The sequence below is a fragment of the Streptomyces sp. KL116D genome (assembly GCF_030766975.1).
In the GTDB taxonomy this organism is placed as follows: Bacteria; Actinomycetota; Actinomycetes; order Streptomycetales; family Streptomycetaceae; genus Streptomyces; species Streptomyces longispororuber_A.
In genome coordinates, this window is the sequence record NZ_JASERH010000108.1 from 113,068 (window position 1) to 129,382 (window position 16,315).

The window sequence follows — 16,315 nt, forward strand, 5'->3', positions numbered from 1 at the left end:
GACGACCACTGCTGGTCGGTGTCACTGGCCGCCACCGGGCATCTCCAGGTCGAGGCCCGCCACCACTGCCCTGACGCGATCGACGACCGCGCCCCAGTCGCTCACCGCGGCCCCGTCGAAGCCCCACTCGTCCCGCAGCACCTTCGTGAGCAGCCAGTGGTTCTCTGAGGCGTGGATGCCGTTGACCCGGTTGTACGAGCACATCACCGTCCACGGCCGCGCCTTCTGCACCACGTGTTGGAAGGCACGCAGATAAATCTCGCGCAGTGGGCGCGGGGCGATGTCGGAGCTGGAGCGCATCCGGTCGTGCTCGGTGTTGTTGGCAGCGAAGTGCTTCAGCGACGTGCCCACACCCGTGCCCTGCACTCCGTTCACCCAAGACGCGGCGAGCCGGCCGGACAGGTGCGGGTCCTCGGAAAGTACTCGAAATTGCGGCCGCACCGCGGGTCCGCTTGATGTTGATACCGGGGCCGAGCAGCACGTCGACGCCGAGGGCACGGCTCTCCGCGCCCAGCGCCGCGCCCACCTGTTCGGTCAGTTCCGCGTCCCAGCTCTGACCGAGACCGACAGCGGGCGGGAAGCGGGTGGCGGGCTCGCTGCCAGCGATGCCGAGGTGATCGCTGGCGCCGACCTGGCGGCGCACGCCATGGGGGCCGTCGGCGAGCACCAGGGAGAACGTTACCGACCTGCCTCGTACTCCAGAAGTCGGCGCCGCTGCCCAGGGCGGCCTGCTCCGACACGGACAGGGAAGCGGGGTCGTGCGTGGTCACGGAAATCTCCTCAGGGTAGAGCGATGCGCTCTGCCGGTACGGCGGTGCCGGAAACGACGGAACGGAAGCGGCTCGCGGCGTGCGAAGACGCGTGCGTGGGCCGGTGGTGCGCGGGCCGGGCCGTGGGCCGCACTGCCTCGATGCGGCCCACCCCCACCCTCGGTGTCGGGAGCCCCTCGTCAGGAAGGGACAGCGAAAGACGACCCTCGCTGCAGGAAGGCCATCTCACCGACCACATCACAGTATGCCGTTCGGTTTTTGCCTGCAAGGGGTCTCACCAGGAAACTTCCGGTGCCGTAGAGTCCTGTCCATGGCACAACGTGGTTCGTGCGCGAAGGGCATCGCCAAGCGTGAAGAGATCCTCAGCACCGCTCTCGACCTCGTGGCCCGGGTGGGATACAGCCGCACGACCGTGCGCGAGATCGCCCAAGCGGTAGGACTCAGCCAGACCGGGTTGCTGCACTACTTCGGCGCAAGGAACAGCTCTTCGTCGAGATCCTGCGCCGCCGCGGCGAGGTCGACGAGCAAGTGCTCGGCGTGGAGCACGACTCAGGCCGACCCACACTGGCCGACCTGCCACGCGCGTTCACCACGCTGGCACGCCACAATGCCGAAGTTCCGGGGCTCGTCCAGCTCTACTCACGCTTCTCCTCCGAAGCGGCCGAGCCCGAGCACGTGGCCCACACATACTTCCGTGACCGCTACGCCAAGTTCCGTTCTGCGGCGACAGCCTCGATCCGGCAGCACCAGGCCGACGGCTCCCTCCCTTCCGCCTTGGACCCCGACCGGCTCTGCAGTCATGCTCTTTGCACTGCTCGACGGCCTACAGACCCAGTGGATGTACGACTCCGAGATCGACATGGTGGATCAACTCGACTATGTCTGGACACTGCTACTGAACACACCTGACGGTGACCGCCAGAGGCCGGTGGAGACTTCGCCTTGATCGTCGACCGCGGTCAACGGGCGGGGTGGCGCCTGGACAAGCACAGCAGCGCCCCTGGCGGCGAGCGCAGATGCGCTCGCTGCCAGGGGGCGCTGTCAGTTCCCGGGTGAACCGGTCACCGCGCGGACAGCGGGTCAGGGACCGCTGACGGCCATCTGATCGCTAATCACGGACTCCGCTCGCCTGCGGACATCTCGCTCCGCCACCGCCGAGGATCGCGTGGACCCGTCCGGCCTCGATCGCCTCGATCGTTCCTTCGGCGATCTCCTGGGGTGGAACGCCCTGTGCGGCTCGCTTCTTGTGCGGTGCGGCGGAGGCCACCCCGTCGGAGGAGCTCGCCGAGCGCAGCTGTTCGGAGTTGCTGTGCAGCGGCGTGGCGACCAGGCCGGGACACAGCACCGTGGCGCCGAGCGCAGGAGAGACGGCCTTCAGTTCTGCATCGAGCGTCTCGGTAGACACCCACCACCGCATGCATGGTGGCGTTGTAGGAGTCATGCCGGGCAGGGGCATCAGGCCTCCGAACGAGGCGGTATTGACGATGTGTCCCGACTCCTGCTTGACAAGCAGCGGAGCGAAGGCGCGTACGCCGTGCACCACGCCCATGAGCTTAATGTCGATCAGCCACTTCCAGTGGGTTGGCTCCTGCTCCACATGGGCACGTTCGGCACCACGACGCCTGCGTTGTTGAAGACCAGGTCGACACGGCCGAAGTGCTCGACGGTCTTGTCGGCCAAGGCCTGGACCGCATCGGCGTCGGTGACGTCGGTGCGCACCGTCAGAACATCGCTCCCGGTGGATCTCAGGGTTTTGCCGGCCGCCTTCAGTTCCTCGTCCCGGATATCGGCCAGTACGAGCTTCACTCCGCGCGGGCCCAGCGCCTCAGCGATGGCGCAACCGATACCGCTCGCGCCGCCAGTAATGACCGCGACCTGGCCTTGCTCAATCTTCACTGGAGTTCCTTTCTGCCCGTTTGCTGCATGGATCATGTCTGGACCACTCGGCGATTCGGAGTCCAGAGGCGTCGTGTCATGGCGACGACATCAGCGTCCGCTCGGTTCCGGTGCGTGCATCCAGGGCGAGATGAATCCGAGAAAGGCACCGGCGCGAAAGCGGTTGGTGTCCAGGTCATTCCGTCGCGGCGGCCCGGAGTGCGGCGAGCGTCCGGCCCGTCACGTCCGCGACGGCTCCGACGGCGTCCACCCGGCTCAGCAGAGAACGGACCTCGTACCAGACCAGCAGCGGTTCCGTCTGCTCGACGTAGACGCCCAGGCGGTCGAGATACTCGTCTCCTCTCGGTCGTCGACTCGCTGCTGGAGGGCGCCGTCGCACTCCCGGCATCCGCCGCCGACAGGAGCGTCGATCTGAGTCAGTCCGCAGTCCCGGCACACACGCCTCCCGGCCAGGCGCCGCACGAGCTGGTCAGCGAGCACGTCGAAGGCGAGCACACGGTCCAGGGTCGCGCCCAGCGCCGTCAAGTCCTTCTGAAGCAGCTCGTCATCGTCCAGGCCCCCGTAAGCAAACGTCGCCGCCGGAGACAGTCCGTAGTACGACCGGTCCGAGAGCAGGTCGTCGATCGATGCGTCGTGGCCGCCCGCGACGATCTGGAAGAGGTGTCTCCGCGGAGGAATGTGCTCGCCCTCTGGCACGCCTGCCTCCCGGTATTTATTAGCAACTGTCACCTAACTTGCACCCGTAAAGAAGTCCCGGCAAACACACCACCGCCCCTCAGCCACTACGCGCCCGGGCGACACCCACGGACACAGCCCCCGGATGAACAGCGACAGAATGCACTCATCCTCGTCGCAGGTAGCGGGGAGCACCTTCCTCAACCAGAGCCAGAGCCGCCAGTTCGACACTCTTGCAACAAGCCCGCTTGCACATAATAATTCAACTCTTTGGCGCCCATGTTCCGAACACGACCTTCATGACATCTCCGACCGTCAGGAGTTCTCAGTGCCCCCGTCTACGTTCAGGATTGGTATCGCCTGCCTCAGCACCATCGCCATGACCGGCGCACTGCTCACCGGCAGTGCCGCCGCCGCCAACACACACGTCGTCCAGCCCCAGCGGCCGACTGCACAGTCGATCCCGTTCACTGCCGCCGAGGTCACGCAGAACGATGACGACACCTTCACTCTCTCTTGGGACTCACCGCGCATACGGCACGTTCAGGTGTATGCAGGAACGGCCAAGGAACACATTTCCCACCGCCGCCCCGTCGCCCGCGGAGCAGGACATGCAACCGTCACCGTCCGGGGGCTCGGGGAGGCCGACCGCTGGTGGTTCGAACTTGTTCCCGATCATGGCGAGTCCCTGACTCTCGCCGACCGCTCTCTCCACCTGGCTTCCGCTCCGAACTTCCGGGACGCGGGCGGCTACCGCACCACCGAGGGGCGCTGGGTCCGCATGGGCGTGCTGTACCGCTCCGGCGCCCTGAGCACGCTCACGGACGCCGATACGGCGAAACTCCGGCGACTCGGCATCCGTACCGTCTTCGATCTGCGCACGCCCAAAGAACGGGCCACCGAACCTGACCGGCTGCCCGCAGGGACAACGGCTGTACCGGCGGATGTACTGGGAGACTTCGACCCAGACCTCTCCGTCGAGAATCCGGAGCAAGCCGCACAGCTCATGATCCAGGGAGCGGAGGTTTCGGTCTCGTCCGACAGCGGCCGCACCGCGTACCACCAACTACTCGCGGCAGTCGCCGACAAGAAGACGGCCGACCTGCTCTACCACTGCACCGCTGGCAAAGCCAGGACCGGCTGGGCCAGCGCCGCCATTCTGACCGCGCTCGGCGTACCAAGAGACGCTGTCATGCGCGACTACTTGCTCAGCAACACCTACCTCGCCGCCACGAACGCCGCGGAGCTGGCTCGCCTTCCCGAGGAGCAGCGGCCGATCTACGAGATCTTCCTCGGAGTCCGCCCGGACTACCTGAGAGCCGGCTTCGACGAGGCGGTGGCAAGGTACGGCTCGTTCGACCGCTACCTCAGCCAGGGGCTGAGGCTGACCGCCCTTGACCTTCGCCACCTGCGCAAGCAGCTTCTGGTCGGCTGACAACGGACGCGTCCTCGACCACGTGCACGAGCTCGTCATCCGAACATGGGATTGCTCACTGCGTTGCCAAGTGTGGCGAGCCTGGCCACCCGACGCACCGGCAACCGGCAGGCTTGTCCCGCCCCGAGGCCATCACCGGAGTCGTGAACGCTCCTGGTTCTGGGCTTGCACGCAAGCAAGCGGACCTGACCACCCTTCGTTCCAGGGGCGCTGGAACGAAGGGTGGTCAGATCCGCTTCAGTGGCGGGCGCCTCAGTCAGCCTGGTAGGCGACCATCTCGGAGATGCGCCCCTCAGGGGTGACCGTGAAGAAGTCCGCCATCCGGTAGTCCTTGCCACCCCTGTGCAGGGCGATCTGTACCGAGACCCGGTTGCCCTGGGCCAGCAGCGGGCCGGGGGTCGGCTGGGGGGTGCTCTGCGCGAAAACCTCCCGGTAGAAGTCGGCGATCGCGTCGTTGCCGGTCACCTTGCTGCCGGGGACGTCTATCACGGCGTCGGGGGTGAACAGCGAGTGGAGGGCGTCGACGTCCTGACTCAGCACTGCTTTGAAGTAGCCGGCCGCAGCCTCGACTGGGGTGCGGGTCGACTGCGGAGCAACACCGCCGCCCATGCTCGCCGCGACGTCGTCGCCGAGCGAGGAGGGCACCTGGTAGCCGTCGCGGGAGCGGATGATGTCGAGGTGGGCCGCCACGTCGTCGGGCGAGGGCACCGCGTCGCCCGCTCGCCGCCAGCCTTCCGTGGTGCCGATGAACGCGCTGTAGTAGCGCCCCCCTGCGCTCGCCATGATCTCGTGGCTGAGCGCGCACTCTTCGCTGACGAGATAGACGACGAGCGAGCCGACCAGGTCAGTGTCCGAGTTGCTGCTGGTCTGCTCGCCACCGATGGCCGCGGTGGCCTGCGCGGACATGCCGGACAGGGCGCGGGGCGTACCGGCCATGGGGAGCAGGACATTGGCCTTGATCCCGTGGGCCGCGCCCTCGATGGCCAGCGAGTGGGAGAGACCCAGGACACCCGCCTTGGCCGCGGCGTAGGTGAGCTGACCGGCGTTGCCGAAGAGACCGGCAGACGAGCCGGTGAACAGCAGTCGGCCGTAGCCCTGCTCCTTCATGACCCCGAAGGCCGGCTGGGCGACGTACATAGCGCCCTTGAGGTGCACGGCGAGGACAGAGTCGAGGTCCTCGGGGGTGATCTCCTCGATAGGCTTGTTGCGCCGATTCCCGGCGTTGTGGATCACGATGTCGAGACGGCCGAACTCCTTCACCGCCGTGTCGATGATCGCTTTTCCGCCGTCGGGCGTGGCGACGCTGTCGTTGTTGGCGACCGCCCGCCCTCCGGCCACGCGGATGTCCGCCGCGACGTTCTCAGCGGGATTGCTGCCGTCGGCCGTGCCGTCGACACGGCTGCCGAGGTCGTTGACGACCACTGCCGCCCCCAGGGCGGCCAGCTTCTTCGCGTAGGCGGCCCCCAGCCCATTGCCCGCGCCGGTGATGACGGCGACCCGGCCCGTGAAGTCGACTCCCATGTCTGCTCCTTGGTTTGGCTTGTCCTGTCCCTCGAACGCTAACATTCGTTATCCACATCCGCTTACAAGTGTTAGCGTCGGCCTCGACGGCAATCAACAACCCCAGGAAGGACTGATTACCGTGAAGATCACCGTGGAAGAGGACAAATGCTGCGCGGGTGGACAGTGCGTGTTGGCAGCACCTGAGGTGTTCGACCAGCGCGACGAGGACGGCATCGTCGTCGTACTGGACGACACTCCCGGCCCCGCCCAGTACGACGCGGTCCGCGAAGCCGCCCAGATCTGCCCGGCAGCGTGCATCCATGTCCACGAAGACTGAGCCTGATGCCGCGTCGACCGCGGTCTCGCCCCAGCGCATCGTCGTGGTCGGCGCTTCGGCCGCTGGACTCGCGGTGGTCGAAGCGGCCCGCACCCAGGGCTTCGGAGGCGAACTGGTCCTGATCGGTGACGAGTCGCATCTGCCCTACGACCGGCCGCCACTTTCCAAGCAGTTGCTGACCGGCGAGTGGGAGACCGAGCGGCTCATCCTGCGCGAGAAGACGGAACTGGAGAAGCTCAACGTCGACCTGCGCCTGGGTGTCCGGGCCACTGGCCTGGATACAGCCCAGAGGCAGGTTGTGCTTGCCGGCGATCAGCGGGTCTCCTACGACGCCCTGGTCATAGCCACCGGCGTGCGCGCTCGTAGGCTGCCCGGCACCGAAGGCATCGCCGGGGTGCACGTCCTGCGTGATCTCGACGACGCGCTCGGCCTGCGCGCCGGCCTCCGTGCGGACGGCCGCTTGGTCGTCATCGGCGCAGGCGTGCTCGGGGTGGAAGCAGCCGCGGTAGCCCGCGACATCGGCATGCAGGTCACGGTCGTCGACCCGCTCCCGAGGCCGATGGCCCGTGTGGTGCCCGAGCCCGTCGGCCACTGGCTGGCCGCTCTGCACCAGGAGCGCGGCGTGGACATGCGTCTGTCGTCGCCCCCGGTCAAGCAGGTGCACTCCAAGGCGGGACAGGTCACGTCCGTCGAACTCGCGGACGGCACCGTGCTGCCCGCCGATTCCGTGCTCGTCGCCATCGGCGCCAACCCGTCCGTCGACTGGCTGACCGACACCCAAATCGCCATCGGCGCCCGCGAGCCGGCCACCGGATCCGGTGGTGTGCTGTGCGACGCCCGAGGCATGGCAGCCCCCGGCGTCTGGGCAGCCGGGGACGTCGCCGCCTGGTACAACCAGGCCACCGGGGAGAACCACCGGTACGAACACCGGCTGAACGCCTCCGAGCAGGGCCGGGCCGTAGCGAAGTCAATCCTCGACCCCGACTTCACGCCCCCGGCGTCGGTCCCCTACTTCTGGTCCGACCAATACGGCCTGAAGTACCAGGCCTACGGCATCGCGGGCAGTGACGACGAGTTCGTGGTCGTCGAAGGGTCCCTCACCGACAACCGCTTCGTCGGACTGACCCTGCGCGACGGCCTCGTACAGAGCGCACTCTGCGTGGGCATGCCCCGCCAGCTGCGCGGCTGGCGTCCCGCCGTCGTCAAGCACTCCCCTTGGAAGGAAAACACACCCTCATGACCACCCCCACGGACAAGCCGGTCTTCCCTTACCCCCGCACCTGCCCCTACGCGCCGCCCGAGGCCTACACCCGATTCCGGGAAGAGGGCGGCCTGCACAAGGTCGACCAGTGGAACGGCGAACAGGCCTGGCTCGCCACCAGCTATGCCGACGTCCGCGCGGTCCTCGGCGACGCCGAGAGCTTCAGCTCCGACATCACGATGGACGGCTTCCCTCTCTCGCACGCCGGCCAGCGGGAGCACGAGTCCAACGCGCTCATGCGCAAGGACGACCCGGAACACGCCCACGACCGGCGCATCCTCACCCGCGAGTTCAGCGTCAAGCGCGTCGAGGCGCTCCGCGACCGGGTCAGGGAGATCACCGACGAGCTGATCGACGACCTGTTGGTCCGCGGCAAGGACGGGCCGGTGGACCTGGTCGAGCACTTCGCACACCAGATCCCCGCCCGGATCATCTGCGAGATGATGGGCCTCTCCGACGCGGACCGGGTCGCCTTCGCCGAACACATCCTGATCACTACGGACTACGCCGCCTCCGGAGAGAAGAAGCGGCAGGCCCACGGTGAGATGAACGAGATGTTCGACCGGGTCATCGCAGAGAAGCGCGCCGACCGCAAGGACGACATCGTCAGCCGACTCGTCCACGAGCACCTCGACACCGGCGACATCGACCTGGACACGGCGAAGACCATCCTCCTCGTGCTCTTCGCCGGCGGCCAGGACACCACTGCCAACATGATCGGGCTCTCCGTCCAGGCTCTGCTGGAGTTCCCTGAGCAGATCGAGCAACTGCACAAGGACCCGGCGGGCTCCGTCGAGGAGCTGCTGCGCTTCCTCACCGTCAACCAGGGCGAGCCCCGACGCGTGGTCGCCCAGGACGCCGAGGTCGGTGGCTGCCCGGTCAAGAAGGGCGAGGGCATCATCGCCTCGCTCAACGCGGCCAACTTCGACTCGACCGTCTTCGACCGCGACAACTCCCCCGCGGGTGACCTCGACCTGACCCGAGCCGCCCGCAACCACGTGGCGTTCGGTTTCGGGGGCCACCAGTGCCTGGGCCAGAACCTTGCCCGCGTCGAGCTCCAGGTCGCGCTGCCTCAGCTCTTCGAACGCATTCCCGGACTGCGCCTGGCCCGGCCCGTCGCACCGGACGACTACCGCACCACCGCCGTGATCTACGGTTTGGAACACCTCTACGTCACCTGGTGAGCCACGTCCGATCATCTCGCCTTCCGGCCTCCGGCCTCGCGCACCGCGGGGCCGGAGGCCGGAAAGGTAAAGGTATCGTGAAGTCATGACCAGCCATCAGCCGCGTACGACCGGAACACGTGGGGCGCCGGCAGACAGCAGCACGGAATCCGGCAGCGTCCGCGCCCGGCTCCTCGACGCAGTGGAGCGTATGGCAGGCGATGAATACAAACTGCCGCGTCTCGCGTACTCACTCAGGGAGATCGCCCGAGAAGTCGGTATCGCCACCCCCAGCATCTACCGGCATTTCGACAGCAAGGAAGCGTTGGTCGCCGCGGCCGTAGAAGCAGGATTCTTGGAGTTGCTGGCGGAGATGGACCGAGCGGACGCTGACTTCGACGGTAACTCTTTCGACCGTCTACACAATCAAGCCATCGCATACTGCGTGTTCCTTTACCGGCGGCGCGGCCTGGCCCGCATGATGTTCGCGACCCATCCCGACAATTGGCAGCCAGAACACCCTCTGCCGAACTACCTCGGACGGCTTAACCGTCGCTGGCATAACCTGGTCGAAGAATGCCAGAAGGGCGGATTCGCGGTGCCGGGTGACTCCGCACAGGCCGCCATCAACATCTGGTCTGCCGTACACGGAAACCTCATGCTCGCTCTCATCGCGCACACATCGGACGAAGAGGTTCTCCGGCGTGCGATCGATGCCCACTTCGACATGCTCGGAGCACTGCTCGCCAGCAGCAAGAAACCCACCTGACCCGCGCGAACGGCAGCCACCGTTGGGCGAAAGAACACGAGCGTCTGCCACGTCCGCCATATGCGGGGGCAGAACCGAACAAATCCGCCGTTGGCGGGTTACCGCCAGGCCTTCCATGCTGGAGGCTTCATTGAGTAACTCTCCCGCCCAATATGGAGAAACCAATGGCGAGCCACACCACGGATGACCTCGGCGCCGTCACGACGAGGCCGCCGTTCGACCCGAACTCGTGCCGGTCGAAGAAGCGGTACGCAAGGCGCTGCCGCGCCTGTCAGCGGAGACGCTACCGGAATTCCGGCAGCCGGGATTCGGAGGAGTACCCGGAACCAAGGCCCCGGACCTGACCGCCGGCGGCAAGGTGCGCGTCGAGGAGCGACTGATCCCGGGACCGCAGAACGCACCCGATGTCACCCTGCTGATCCTGAGCCCTGTGGATGACCGCGGCCCCAAGGCCGGCATTTACCACATCCACGGCGGCGGCATGGTGACAGGTTACCGCCATGCGGGTGTACACACCCTGCTGCCGTACGTTGCCGAGGGCAATGCCGTCGTCGTGTCGGTCGAGTACCGGCTGGCTCCTGAGAACCCGGACCCCGCCCCGGTCGAAGACTGCTATACCGGACTGGCATGGGTGGCCCGGAACGCGGAAGAGCTCGGTATTAACCCGCAGCGCCTGATCGTCACCGGGGCCAGTGCCGGGGGCGGCCTCGCAGCCGGAACCGCTCCACTCGCGCGCGACCGCGGATTCCCCGAGTTCACCCACCAGGTCCTGGTATGCCCCATGTTCGACGACTGCTTTCAGTCGCACAGCGCTCGCATGCTGGACGGCGAGGGCATCTGCGACCGCAACGACAATGTGTTCCACTGGACTGCGCTGCTGGGAGACCGCCGCGGCACGGACGATGTCTCGATCTATGCAGCACCCGCGCGCGCCGAGGACCTGACCGGGCTGCCGCGCACCTACGTCGATGTCGGCTCCACTGAGACATTCCGCGACGAGGCCATCGCATACGCGCAGCGCCTGTCGGAGGCCGGTATCAGCGTCGACCTGCACATGTGGGGCGGAGGATTCCACGGCTTCGACATGGTGGCCGCGCACACGGCGATCTCCCGAGCCTCGAACGCGACTCGCGACGAGTTCTTCCGCCGGGCGCTGGAGGAGTGACCTCAACAGGTCCCGGGTGATCGCGCGCCTGCCGATGGCCCTCGCCGACAGGTCAACAGCGCGGACGACGCAGGAGGTATGGGCGCGAGATCTCATCGCACAGTTGGAGCTCTCGGACGACGAGACGGCCGGAGCTCTGCGGGTCATCGAGCATTTCGACAGCCTCGTCGAGGAATCCGTTCCCGTAGCGGCGGTGATCAGGGCGGCCGCCGCGCTGGCCGGCTGCCCGGCCGGCCTCCATGACGCCGGCCGCGGGCTCACCCGCCGCTATGACCAGGAGGGACGCTCGCTGCCGGAGGGCAGCGAGCACACCTGGAGCCGGACGGTGGTTCCCGGGCGGCCGGGCACCACCGTCTGGCTCGAACGGCCCAATGCGCCCCGACACCTCGACACACTTATCCTGGAGCGCGTCGCCCGCGCCGTCCAGGCACTTACCGCCGCGTCGGCCCATCGGTCGGTCGACGAGGCCCTGCGCATCGCGTGCGACCCAAACACCTCCCCGGACGACCGACGGGGTGCCATCGCAAGGTTGGGCCTCACCGGGCCCGCGACGGTCACTGTCAGTCACGCCGCGCAACCTTCCGCCCCCTACACCACACGCATCGGCAATCACGTCGTCACCCTCAACCCTGGGACGCAGCCTCCACAGAACGGCCTGCGGGCCGGAACGGCACGAGCGCAGGACGCGATGCAACGGCCTGATGCCCTGCAACAAGCCCGCACCGCGCTGCGCCTGACCGACCGCCCCGATAGACCCGGCTCATCATGGGTCCGCTATGAGGACCTCGGTATCCTCGCCGCCGTCGCCGAACGCATCGCACCAAGCAATGCGGTCTCCCTCCCGGACGTACGCCGGCTGGATGAACTGATCGCAGCTCGCCCCTGGGCAGTGGACACCCTCCAGGCCGTACCCGACCAGGCAAGCCTGCGGCAGGCCGCAGCCGTGCTGCACGTCCACCATTCGACGCTTCAGGAGCGCCTCAACCTGCTCGGAACCGAGCTCGGCTACCCCCTCACCCGACCCGGCGGCCGCCAGCGCGCGTCTGTCGCCGTCCTCTTCTGGCGCATCGCGCACAGCGATGACCCTCCGGTCGAGGGAGATCGCTTCGAGAAGGGTCCAGGCAAGAAACCACCCACCCACGACGCTTAACCGGGCATTTACGCCCGGTTGAGGAGTATGATGGCAGTCGGCCGATGAAGACCGGCTGTACGAACCAGGAGATGAGTTCATGCTGTTCGAAAAGGACCAGGTAGCCGTGGTGACCGGTGCCGCATCCGGTATCGGTGAGGCATCCGCCAAGCGCCTCGCGGCTGAAGGCGTGGCGGTCGTGGTCGCCGACATCGACCAGGCCAACGGTGAGCGAGTGGTCTCGGAGATCGTGGCCGCAGGCGGCACCGCATCCTTCCACCTCACCGACGTGACCGACGAGGAAAAGGTCAACGACCTGGTCGACTACGCGGTCGAGACGTACGGCGGACTACACTTGGCCGTCAACAACGCCGGCTTCGGGCACCACCCGACCCCGCTGCACGAGATCCCGTTGGAGATCTGGGACCGCAACTACGCCCTCAACCTGCGCAGCATGGTTCTGTGCCTGCGTGCGGAGGTCAAGCACTTCCTCGCCAACGGCGGCGGCTCCATCGTGAACCTGGCGTCTGGTGTCGGCCTGAAGGCGCTTCCCGGCCTGGGCGCGTACGTCGCGACCAAGCATGCAGTCGTCGGCCTCACCAAGACCGCAGCCCTGGACTACGCGGACAAGGCCATCCGAGTCAACGGCATCGCCCCGGGTACGGTGGCGACCGCCGCGGTCGCGTCGTTCCCCCAGGAACAGCAAGACGCCTGGAAGCGCCTGGTGCCCATGAATCGGATGGCCGCCCCCGAGGAGATCGCCGCGAGCGTGGCGTTCCTGCTGTCGCAGCAGTCGTCGTTCACCACGGGCGTCGTCCTCGAGGTCGACGGCGGCACCCTGTTGGCCAGCCCCGAGTAGTCTCCGGCGATCCATACCCTCGCCCCTGGTCTGATGGCGTCCCTCGCCGCACGGATACTGCCAACGACCGAAGATCCCTGCCACCACTCGACGGCAGGGATCTTCGGTCGTTGCAATACGGCTCAGGTTCAGGCGGCCTCGAGGAATGGCGGCCCCTTCTCCCCGTCGGCAACTGCGCCACATTGCCGGGCTACACCGCCTGGTGTCGGAGCATGGATGCCACTGCCCAGACGGCCGCCCTACAACCCCACTACGTTCTCCGTGATCGGGGTGACCGAGACGCCCGACACCGAGTTCAAATAAGTATCCCCCATGCTCGGTGCGACTTCACAGCACACAGCAACGCCGAACAGCTGTGCAACGCGGCGTCCGCTTCGGGCGAGACTACGGTGCTCTCGCAGGGCAAGCCGCCCTCAGGAGATCGGGGACGTTCGCTGCGATCGCGGCACAGGTAAGTGCGCAATTTCCTCGGCGACGGCACGCTGTCGATCCGTCTACAGTCCGTGGCAAAAACAACAGTGGAAACCCCCGTCCGCCGTCGCATTTCAGCGAACGTTTTCTGGAGACCGCCTCGATGGCGGCAACGATCAGGGCTTCCTTGCTGTCAAAACGACGGCAGATACCCAGTGGGGCGATACCGACCTCGTGAGGGATCACACTCCGCCGGCGCCCGAAGAAACCTCGGCTACCGGTTCACTCGGCGTCTGACGGACTGCCGGGGCTTCACGCTTTCTCCCCGTTTTGTCGCCCTACTCGCGCCGCCGTACGGCTTCGCCCTCATTCCGAAAGGTTGATATAGACGTTCTTCTGCTGAAGGAATTCGGTGAGCCCGACTCTGCCTCCGGTGCGACCAAACCCGCTGGCCTTGTAGCCACCGAAGGGAGCGTTCGGCGTCATTCCGTAGAACCCGTTGACCGAAACATTTCCTGCCTCGAGGCGGGACGCCAGACGGTGCGCACGCCCCAGATCGTTCGTGTGCACGTATGCCGCCAGCCCGAAGGCGGTGCCGTTGGCTATGTCGATCGCCTGCTCCTCCGTGCGGAAGCGGCTGACCGCCAGTACTGGTCCGAAGACCTCCTTCTGCGACAGCTCGCTGTCGGGGAGTACGTCACCAAAGACGGTGGGCTGGATGAAATAGCCGTCGGCGAGGGCGCCACCCATCCGCTTGCCACCAGCGACGATCGTGCCTTCCCGCTGCGTTGCGGCCCGGTCGATCACGCCGAGGATACGCTCGCAGGCTCCCGCGTTGATGACGGGCCCGATCGCGGTGGTCGCCTCCAATGGATCGCCGACCTGGAGCTGTTCGGTGACCTGTACCAGCCGTCGGATCACCTCGTCGTAGACGTCATCGTGGACAATGAGGCGCGTGGGCAGGCAGCAGCCCTGTCCGGTCAGGCTGAAAGCCTGTTGCGCGGCCAGCGGCACGGCAGCGTCCAGGTTCGCGTCGGAGAAGACGATGTTGGCGGACTTGCCGCCGAGTTCCAGCATCAGCGGCTTCGTCATCGGGGCGGTCGCCTCGATGACCTTCTGCGCCGTCGATCCCCCGCCGGTGAAGCTGACCTTCGCTACCTCAGGGTGCCGCACCAGCGCGTCGCCCGCCCGCCCGTCGCCAGGAATGACGGTCAGCGTACCGGCCGGAAGGCCGGCCCGCAGCGCCAGCTGCCCCAGCCGGATCGCGGCGAACGGCGCCAGCTCCGGCGGCTTGAGTACCACCGCGTTTCCGGCCGCGAGCGCGGGGATCACCGTCATGGCGCACGCGGTCAGGGGCGAGTTCCAGGGGATGATCACGCCGATCACGCCGTACGGCTCCGGCAGGACGTAGTCCAGGCCGCCCTGAATCGGGACGGTCTCTCCGTCGAGCTTGTCCGCCCAGCCGGCGTAGTACCGCATCCACTCGAGCGCCAGCCCTGTGCCACCTGCCACCGGAACACCGCTCTCGAGGGCGCCGATCCGCGTGAGTTCGTCGCTGTGCTCCTCGACCAGCACGATGAGGCGGTGGAGCGCGTCCCGCCGGGCCGGAGCGGACATGGCCCACCATGCGCGGTACCCACTCCGGGCCGCGGCGACCGCCTGGTCTACCTCCTGTTCCCCGGCCAGAGCCAGGTCAGCCTGCGGCTTGCCCGTCGTGGGGTTCACGTGCTTGATGACGCCACCACTGGCGTCGGTTATCAACCGCTCACCGATGAGCAAGCCTCCGGGTGGCAGCAGGGTCGGTTGGTTCATGTCGCTCTCCTTGATCTGTCATTGGTCGGCAGCACCGATGGCAGTTGGTCAGTTACCTGTCTCGCTCAGCTGCCCCTGCCCGGTGTAGATGCCTCCGGAGAAGCCGTAGTCGACACAGAGGTCGGCACCGCTGATGTAGGAGGCAGTGTCGCTGTTGAGGTAGGCGAGGGCCTTGGCCTGGTCCCGCGGTGACGACGAGTTACCGATCGGGGAGACGCTGCGCGCACCGACCTGCGGGTCGGATCCGAACTGCGAGAGCATGGGCGTCGTCGTAGAACCCGGACTGATGGTGTTGATGCGGATGCGCCGCTGCGCGAGGGTCCACGAACGGTACTTGGCGTAGAGGATCGTGGCTTCCTTGGAGAAGGTGTAGCCGCGGTTGTTGCCGGGCGTGGAACCACCGAGCACAGCGGCGTCGTCCACGTGCTGCTCGAGATAATGAATGGCGGCGTCGAAGCCGTCCGTCTGCAACAGGCCCATGACGGCCGGGATGTTGGCGATCCAGCCCATGCCACCCATCGAAGCAATGAGCGCGATGGACGATCCCTCACCCATCCGCGGTACGAGCGACTCGACCAGGTGCCGATGCCCCACGAAGTTGATGGTAGCCACCGACAGCGGCGTCATGTTTTTTCCGGCGACACCCGCACAGGCGAAGACGGAATCGATCCGGTCAGGAAGGGCCTTGACCGCGGAGTCGATCGACGCCTTGTCAGCCAGGTTCACTTCGATGAAGCCGTCCACGGGGTCCTTGGACTGGTTCAAGTCCAAGGCGTATACGGTGCCGCCCAGTTCACGGACGAGTCGCGCCACCTCCCGGCCCATCCCGGATGCCGCGCCCGTGACGGCGGCCGTCTTGCCCTCGTAGTCAATGTTCATAGCCGTCTTCCCCTTTAGCTGTCCTGGTGTGGGTCGTTGACTGAGGCGGCTAGCGGCGCCCTCGCCGACCTCCGGGACCACGGAGGCCAAACCGAGCGTCACTATCGGCAGATCTCCGGATCAGATCGAGGCGCTCCAGATACGTCACCCGTCGAATCGACTGGGCGAGCGAGGCGCAGGGCCAGTACATGCCCGAGGAAGCGCAGCAAGACGACCTGGAGCACGATGCACGCGCTCCTTCTGCCGCGATC

16 protein-coding genes are annotated in these 16,315 nt (G+C 66.8%); 9 read left to right on the top strand and 7 right to left on the bottom strand.

Annotation, left to right across the window (positions count from 1 at the left end; translation table 11 throughout):
• Nucleotides 1–21: 21 nt before the first annotated feature.
• Nucleotides 22–498: a glycoside hydrolase family 3 N-terminal domain-containing protein gene (locus tag RBJ77_RS42155; RefSeq protein ID WP_372349815.1), complete on the bottom strand. Its 477-nt coding sequence runs from the start codon at nt 496–498 to the stop codon at nt 22–24.
• A gap of 582 nt (nt 499–1,080) precedes the next feature.
• Here RBJ77_RS42155 and RBJ77_RS42160 point away from each other — a divergent pair.
• On the top strand, nt 1,081–1,716 hold the full coding sequence (locus RBJ77_RS42160) for a TetR family transcriptional regulator (RefSeq protein WP_372349816.1): 636 nt from the start codon (nt 1,081–1,083) through the stop codon (nt 1,714–1,716).
• A 162-nt stretch (nt 1,717–1,878) separates the two neighbouring features.
• On the opposite strand, the gene RBJ77_RS42165 is transcribed toward RBJ77_RS42160, so the two are convergent.
• The 3 genes from RBJ77_RS42165 to RBJ77_RS42175 form a co-directional block, all read right to left on the bottom strand.
• On the bottom strand, nt 1,879–2,319 hold the full coding sequence (locus RBJ77_RS42165; protein ID WP_372349851.1) for an SDR family NAD(P)-dependent oxidoreductase: 441 nt from the start codon (nt 2,317–2,319) through the stop codon (nt 1,879–1,881).
• 14 nt (nt 2,320–2,333) lie between these two features.
• Nucleotides 2,334–2,666, bottom strand: coding sequence for an SDR family NAD(P)-dependent oxidoreductase (locus RBJ77_RS42170; RefSeq protein WP_372349817.1), 333 nt, complete (start codon nt 2,664–2,666; stop codon nt 2,334–2,336).
• A 175-nt stretch (nt 2,667–2,841) separates the two neighbouring features.
• Nucleotides 2,842–3,054 carry a hypothetical protein gene (locus RBJ77_RS42175; protein WP_372349818.1) on the bottom strand — a complete coding sequence of 71 codons (213 nt, stop codon included), beginning with the start codon at nt 3,052–3,054 and terminating at the stop codon, nt 2,842–2,844.
• A 666-nt stretch (nt 3,055–3,720) separates the two neighbouring features.
• Between RBJ77_RS42175 and RBJ77_RS42180 the strand changes: the two genes are divergently transcribed.
• Complete coding sequence (locus tag RBJ77_RS42180; protein WP_372349819.1) at nt 3,721–4,776, top strand: tyrosine-protein phosphatase; 1,056 nt, start codon at nt 3,721–3,723, stop codon at nt 4,774–4,776.
• A 252-nt stretch (nt 4,777–5,028) separates the two neighbouring features.
• On the opposite strand, the gene RBJ77_RS42185 is transcribed toward RBJ77_RS42180, so the two are convergent.
• A complete protein-coding gene (locus tag RBJ77_RS42185; RefSeq protein WP_372349820.1) occupies nt 5,029–6,297 on the bottom strand; it encodes an SDR family NAD(P)-dependent oxidoreductase in 1,269 nt (422 codons plus the stop codon).
• Between the two features lie 121 nt (nt 6,298–6,418).
• Here RBJ77_RS42185 and RBJ77_RS42190 point away from each other — a divergent pair, with 121 nt between their 5' ends.
• The 7 genes from RBJ77_RS42190 (at nt 6,419) to RBJ77_RS42220 (ending at nt 12,962) form a co-directional block, all read left to right on the top strand.
• The gene (locus RBJ77_RS42190; protein ID WP_372349821.1) at nt 6,419–6,616 is read left to right on the top strand and encodes a ferredoxin; all 198 of its coding nucleotides are present in this window, start codon (nt 6,419–6,421) and stop codon (nt 6,614–6,616) included.
• The gene (locus tag RBJ77_RS42195; protein WP_372349822.1) at nt 6,600–7,856 is read left to right on the top strand and encodes an NAD(P)/FAD-dependent oxidoreductase; all 1,257 of its coding nucleotides are present in this window, start codon (nt 6,600–6,602) and stop codon (nt 7,854–7,856) included. Before RBJ77_RS42190 ends, RBJ77_RS42195 begins: the two co-directional genes overlap by 17 nt.
• The gene (locus tag RBJ77_RS42200) at nt 7,853–9,061 is read left to right on the top strand and encodes a cytochrome P450 (RefSeq protein WP_372349823.1); all 1,209 of its coding nucleotides are present in this window, start codon (nt 7,853–7,855) and stop codon (nt 9,059–9,061) included. Before RBJ77_RS42195 ends, RBJ77_RS42200 begins: the two co-directional genes overlap by 4 nt.
• An 85-nt stretch (nt 9,062–9,146) precedes the next feature.
• Complete coding sequence (locus RBJ77_RS42205) at nt 9,147–9,809, top strand: TetR/AcrR family transcriptional regulator (RefSeq protein WP_372349824.1); 663 nt, start codon at nt 9,147–9,149, stop codon at nt 9,807–9,809.
• Nucleotides 9,810–10,038: 229 nt separating this feature from the next.
• Nucleotides 10,039–10,974 carry an alpha/beta hydrolase gene (locus RBJ77_RS42210; protein ID WP_372349825.1) on the top strand — a complete coding sequence of 312 codons (936 nt, stop codon included), beginning with the start codon at nt 10,039–10,041 and terminating at the stop codon, nt 10,972–10,974.
• A 16-nt stretch (nt 10,975–10,990) separates the two neighbouring features.
• Complete coding sequence (locus RBJ77_RS42215) at nt 10,991–12,124, top strand: helix-turn-helix domain-containing protein (protein ID WP_372349826.1); 1,134 nt, start codon at nt 10,991–10,993, stop codon at nt 12,122–12,124.
• A gap of 79 nt (nt 12,125–12,203) precedes the next feature.
• Complete coding sequence (locus RBJ77_RS42220) at nt 12,204–12,962, top strand: SDR family NAD(P)-dependent oxidoreductase (RefSeq protein ID WP_372349827.1); 759 nt, start codon at nt 12,204–12,206, stop codon at nt 12,960–12,962.
• 777 nt (nt 12,963–13,739) lie between these two features.
• On the opposite strand, the gene RBJ77_RS42225 is transcribed toward RBJ77_RS42220, so the two are convergent.
• Nucleotides 13,740–15,185 carry an aldehyde dehydrogenase gene (locus RBJ77_RS42225; protein WP_372349828.1) on the bottom strand — a complete coding sequence of 482 codons (1,446 nt, stop codon included), beginning with the start codon at nt 15,183–15,185 and terminating at the stop codon, nt 13,740–13,742.
• A gap of 48 nt (nt 15,186–15,233) precedes the next feature.
• On the bottom strand, nt 15,234–16,064 hold the full coding sequence (locus RBJ77_RS42230; protein ID WP_372349829.1) for an SDR family oxidoreductase: 831 nt from the start codon (nt 16,062–16,064) through the stop codon (nt 15,234–15,236).
• Nucleotides 16,065–16,315 lie beyond the last annotated feature (251 nt).

Bases quoted from the DNA above. Each gene is read 5' to 3' on its own strand.
- RBJ77_RS42180 (WP_372349819.1), top strand. From the start codon at position 3,721: ATGACCGGCGCACTGCTCACCGGCAGTGCCGCCGCCGCCAACACACAC.
- RBJ77_RS42165 (WP_372349851.1), bottom strand. From the start codon at position 2,319: ATGGGCGTGGTGCACGGCGTACGCGCCTTCGCTCCGCTGCTTGTCAAG.
- RBJ77_RS42185 (WP_372349820.1), bottom strand. From the start codon at position 6,297: ATGGGAGTCGACTTCACGGGCCGGGTCGCCGTCATCACCGGCGCGGGC.
- RBJ77_RS42200 (WP_372349823.1), top strand. From the start codon at position 7,853: ATGACCACCCCCACGGACAAGCCGGTCTTCCCTTACCCCCGCACCTGC.
- RBJ77_RS42195 (WP_372349822.1), top strand. From the start codon at position 6,600: ATGTCCACGAAGACTGAGCCTGATGCCGCGTCGACCGCGGTCTCGCCC.
- RBJ77_RS42160 (WP_372349816.1), top strand. From the start codon at position 1,081: ATGGCACAACGTGGTTCGTGCGCGAAGGGCATCGCCAAGCGTGAAGAG.
- RBJ77_RS42230 (WP_372349829.1), bottom strand. From the start codon at position 16,064: ATGAACATTGACTACGAGGGCAAGACGGCCGCCGTCACGGGCGCGGCA.
- RBJ77_RS42175 (WP_372349818.1), bottom strand. From the start codon at position 3,054: ATGCCGGGAGTGCGACGGCGCCCTCCAGCAGCGAGTCGACGACCGAGA.
- RBJ77_RS42225 (WP_372349828.1), bottom strand. From the start codon at position 15,185: ATGAACCAACCGACCCTGCTGCCACCCGGAGGCTTGCTCATCGGTGAG.
- RBJ77_RS42220 (WP_372349827.1), top strand. From the start codon at position 12,204: ATGCTGTTCGAAAAGGACCAGGTAGCCGTGGTGACCGGTGCCGCATCC.
- RBJ77_RS42205 (WP_372349824.1), top strand. From the start codon at position 9,147: ATGACCAGCCATCAGCCGCGTACGACCGGAACACGTGGGGCGCCGGCA.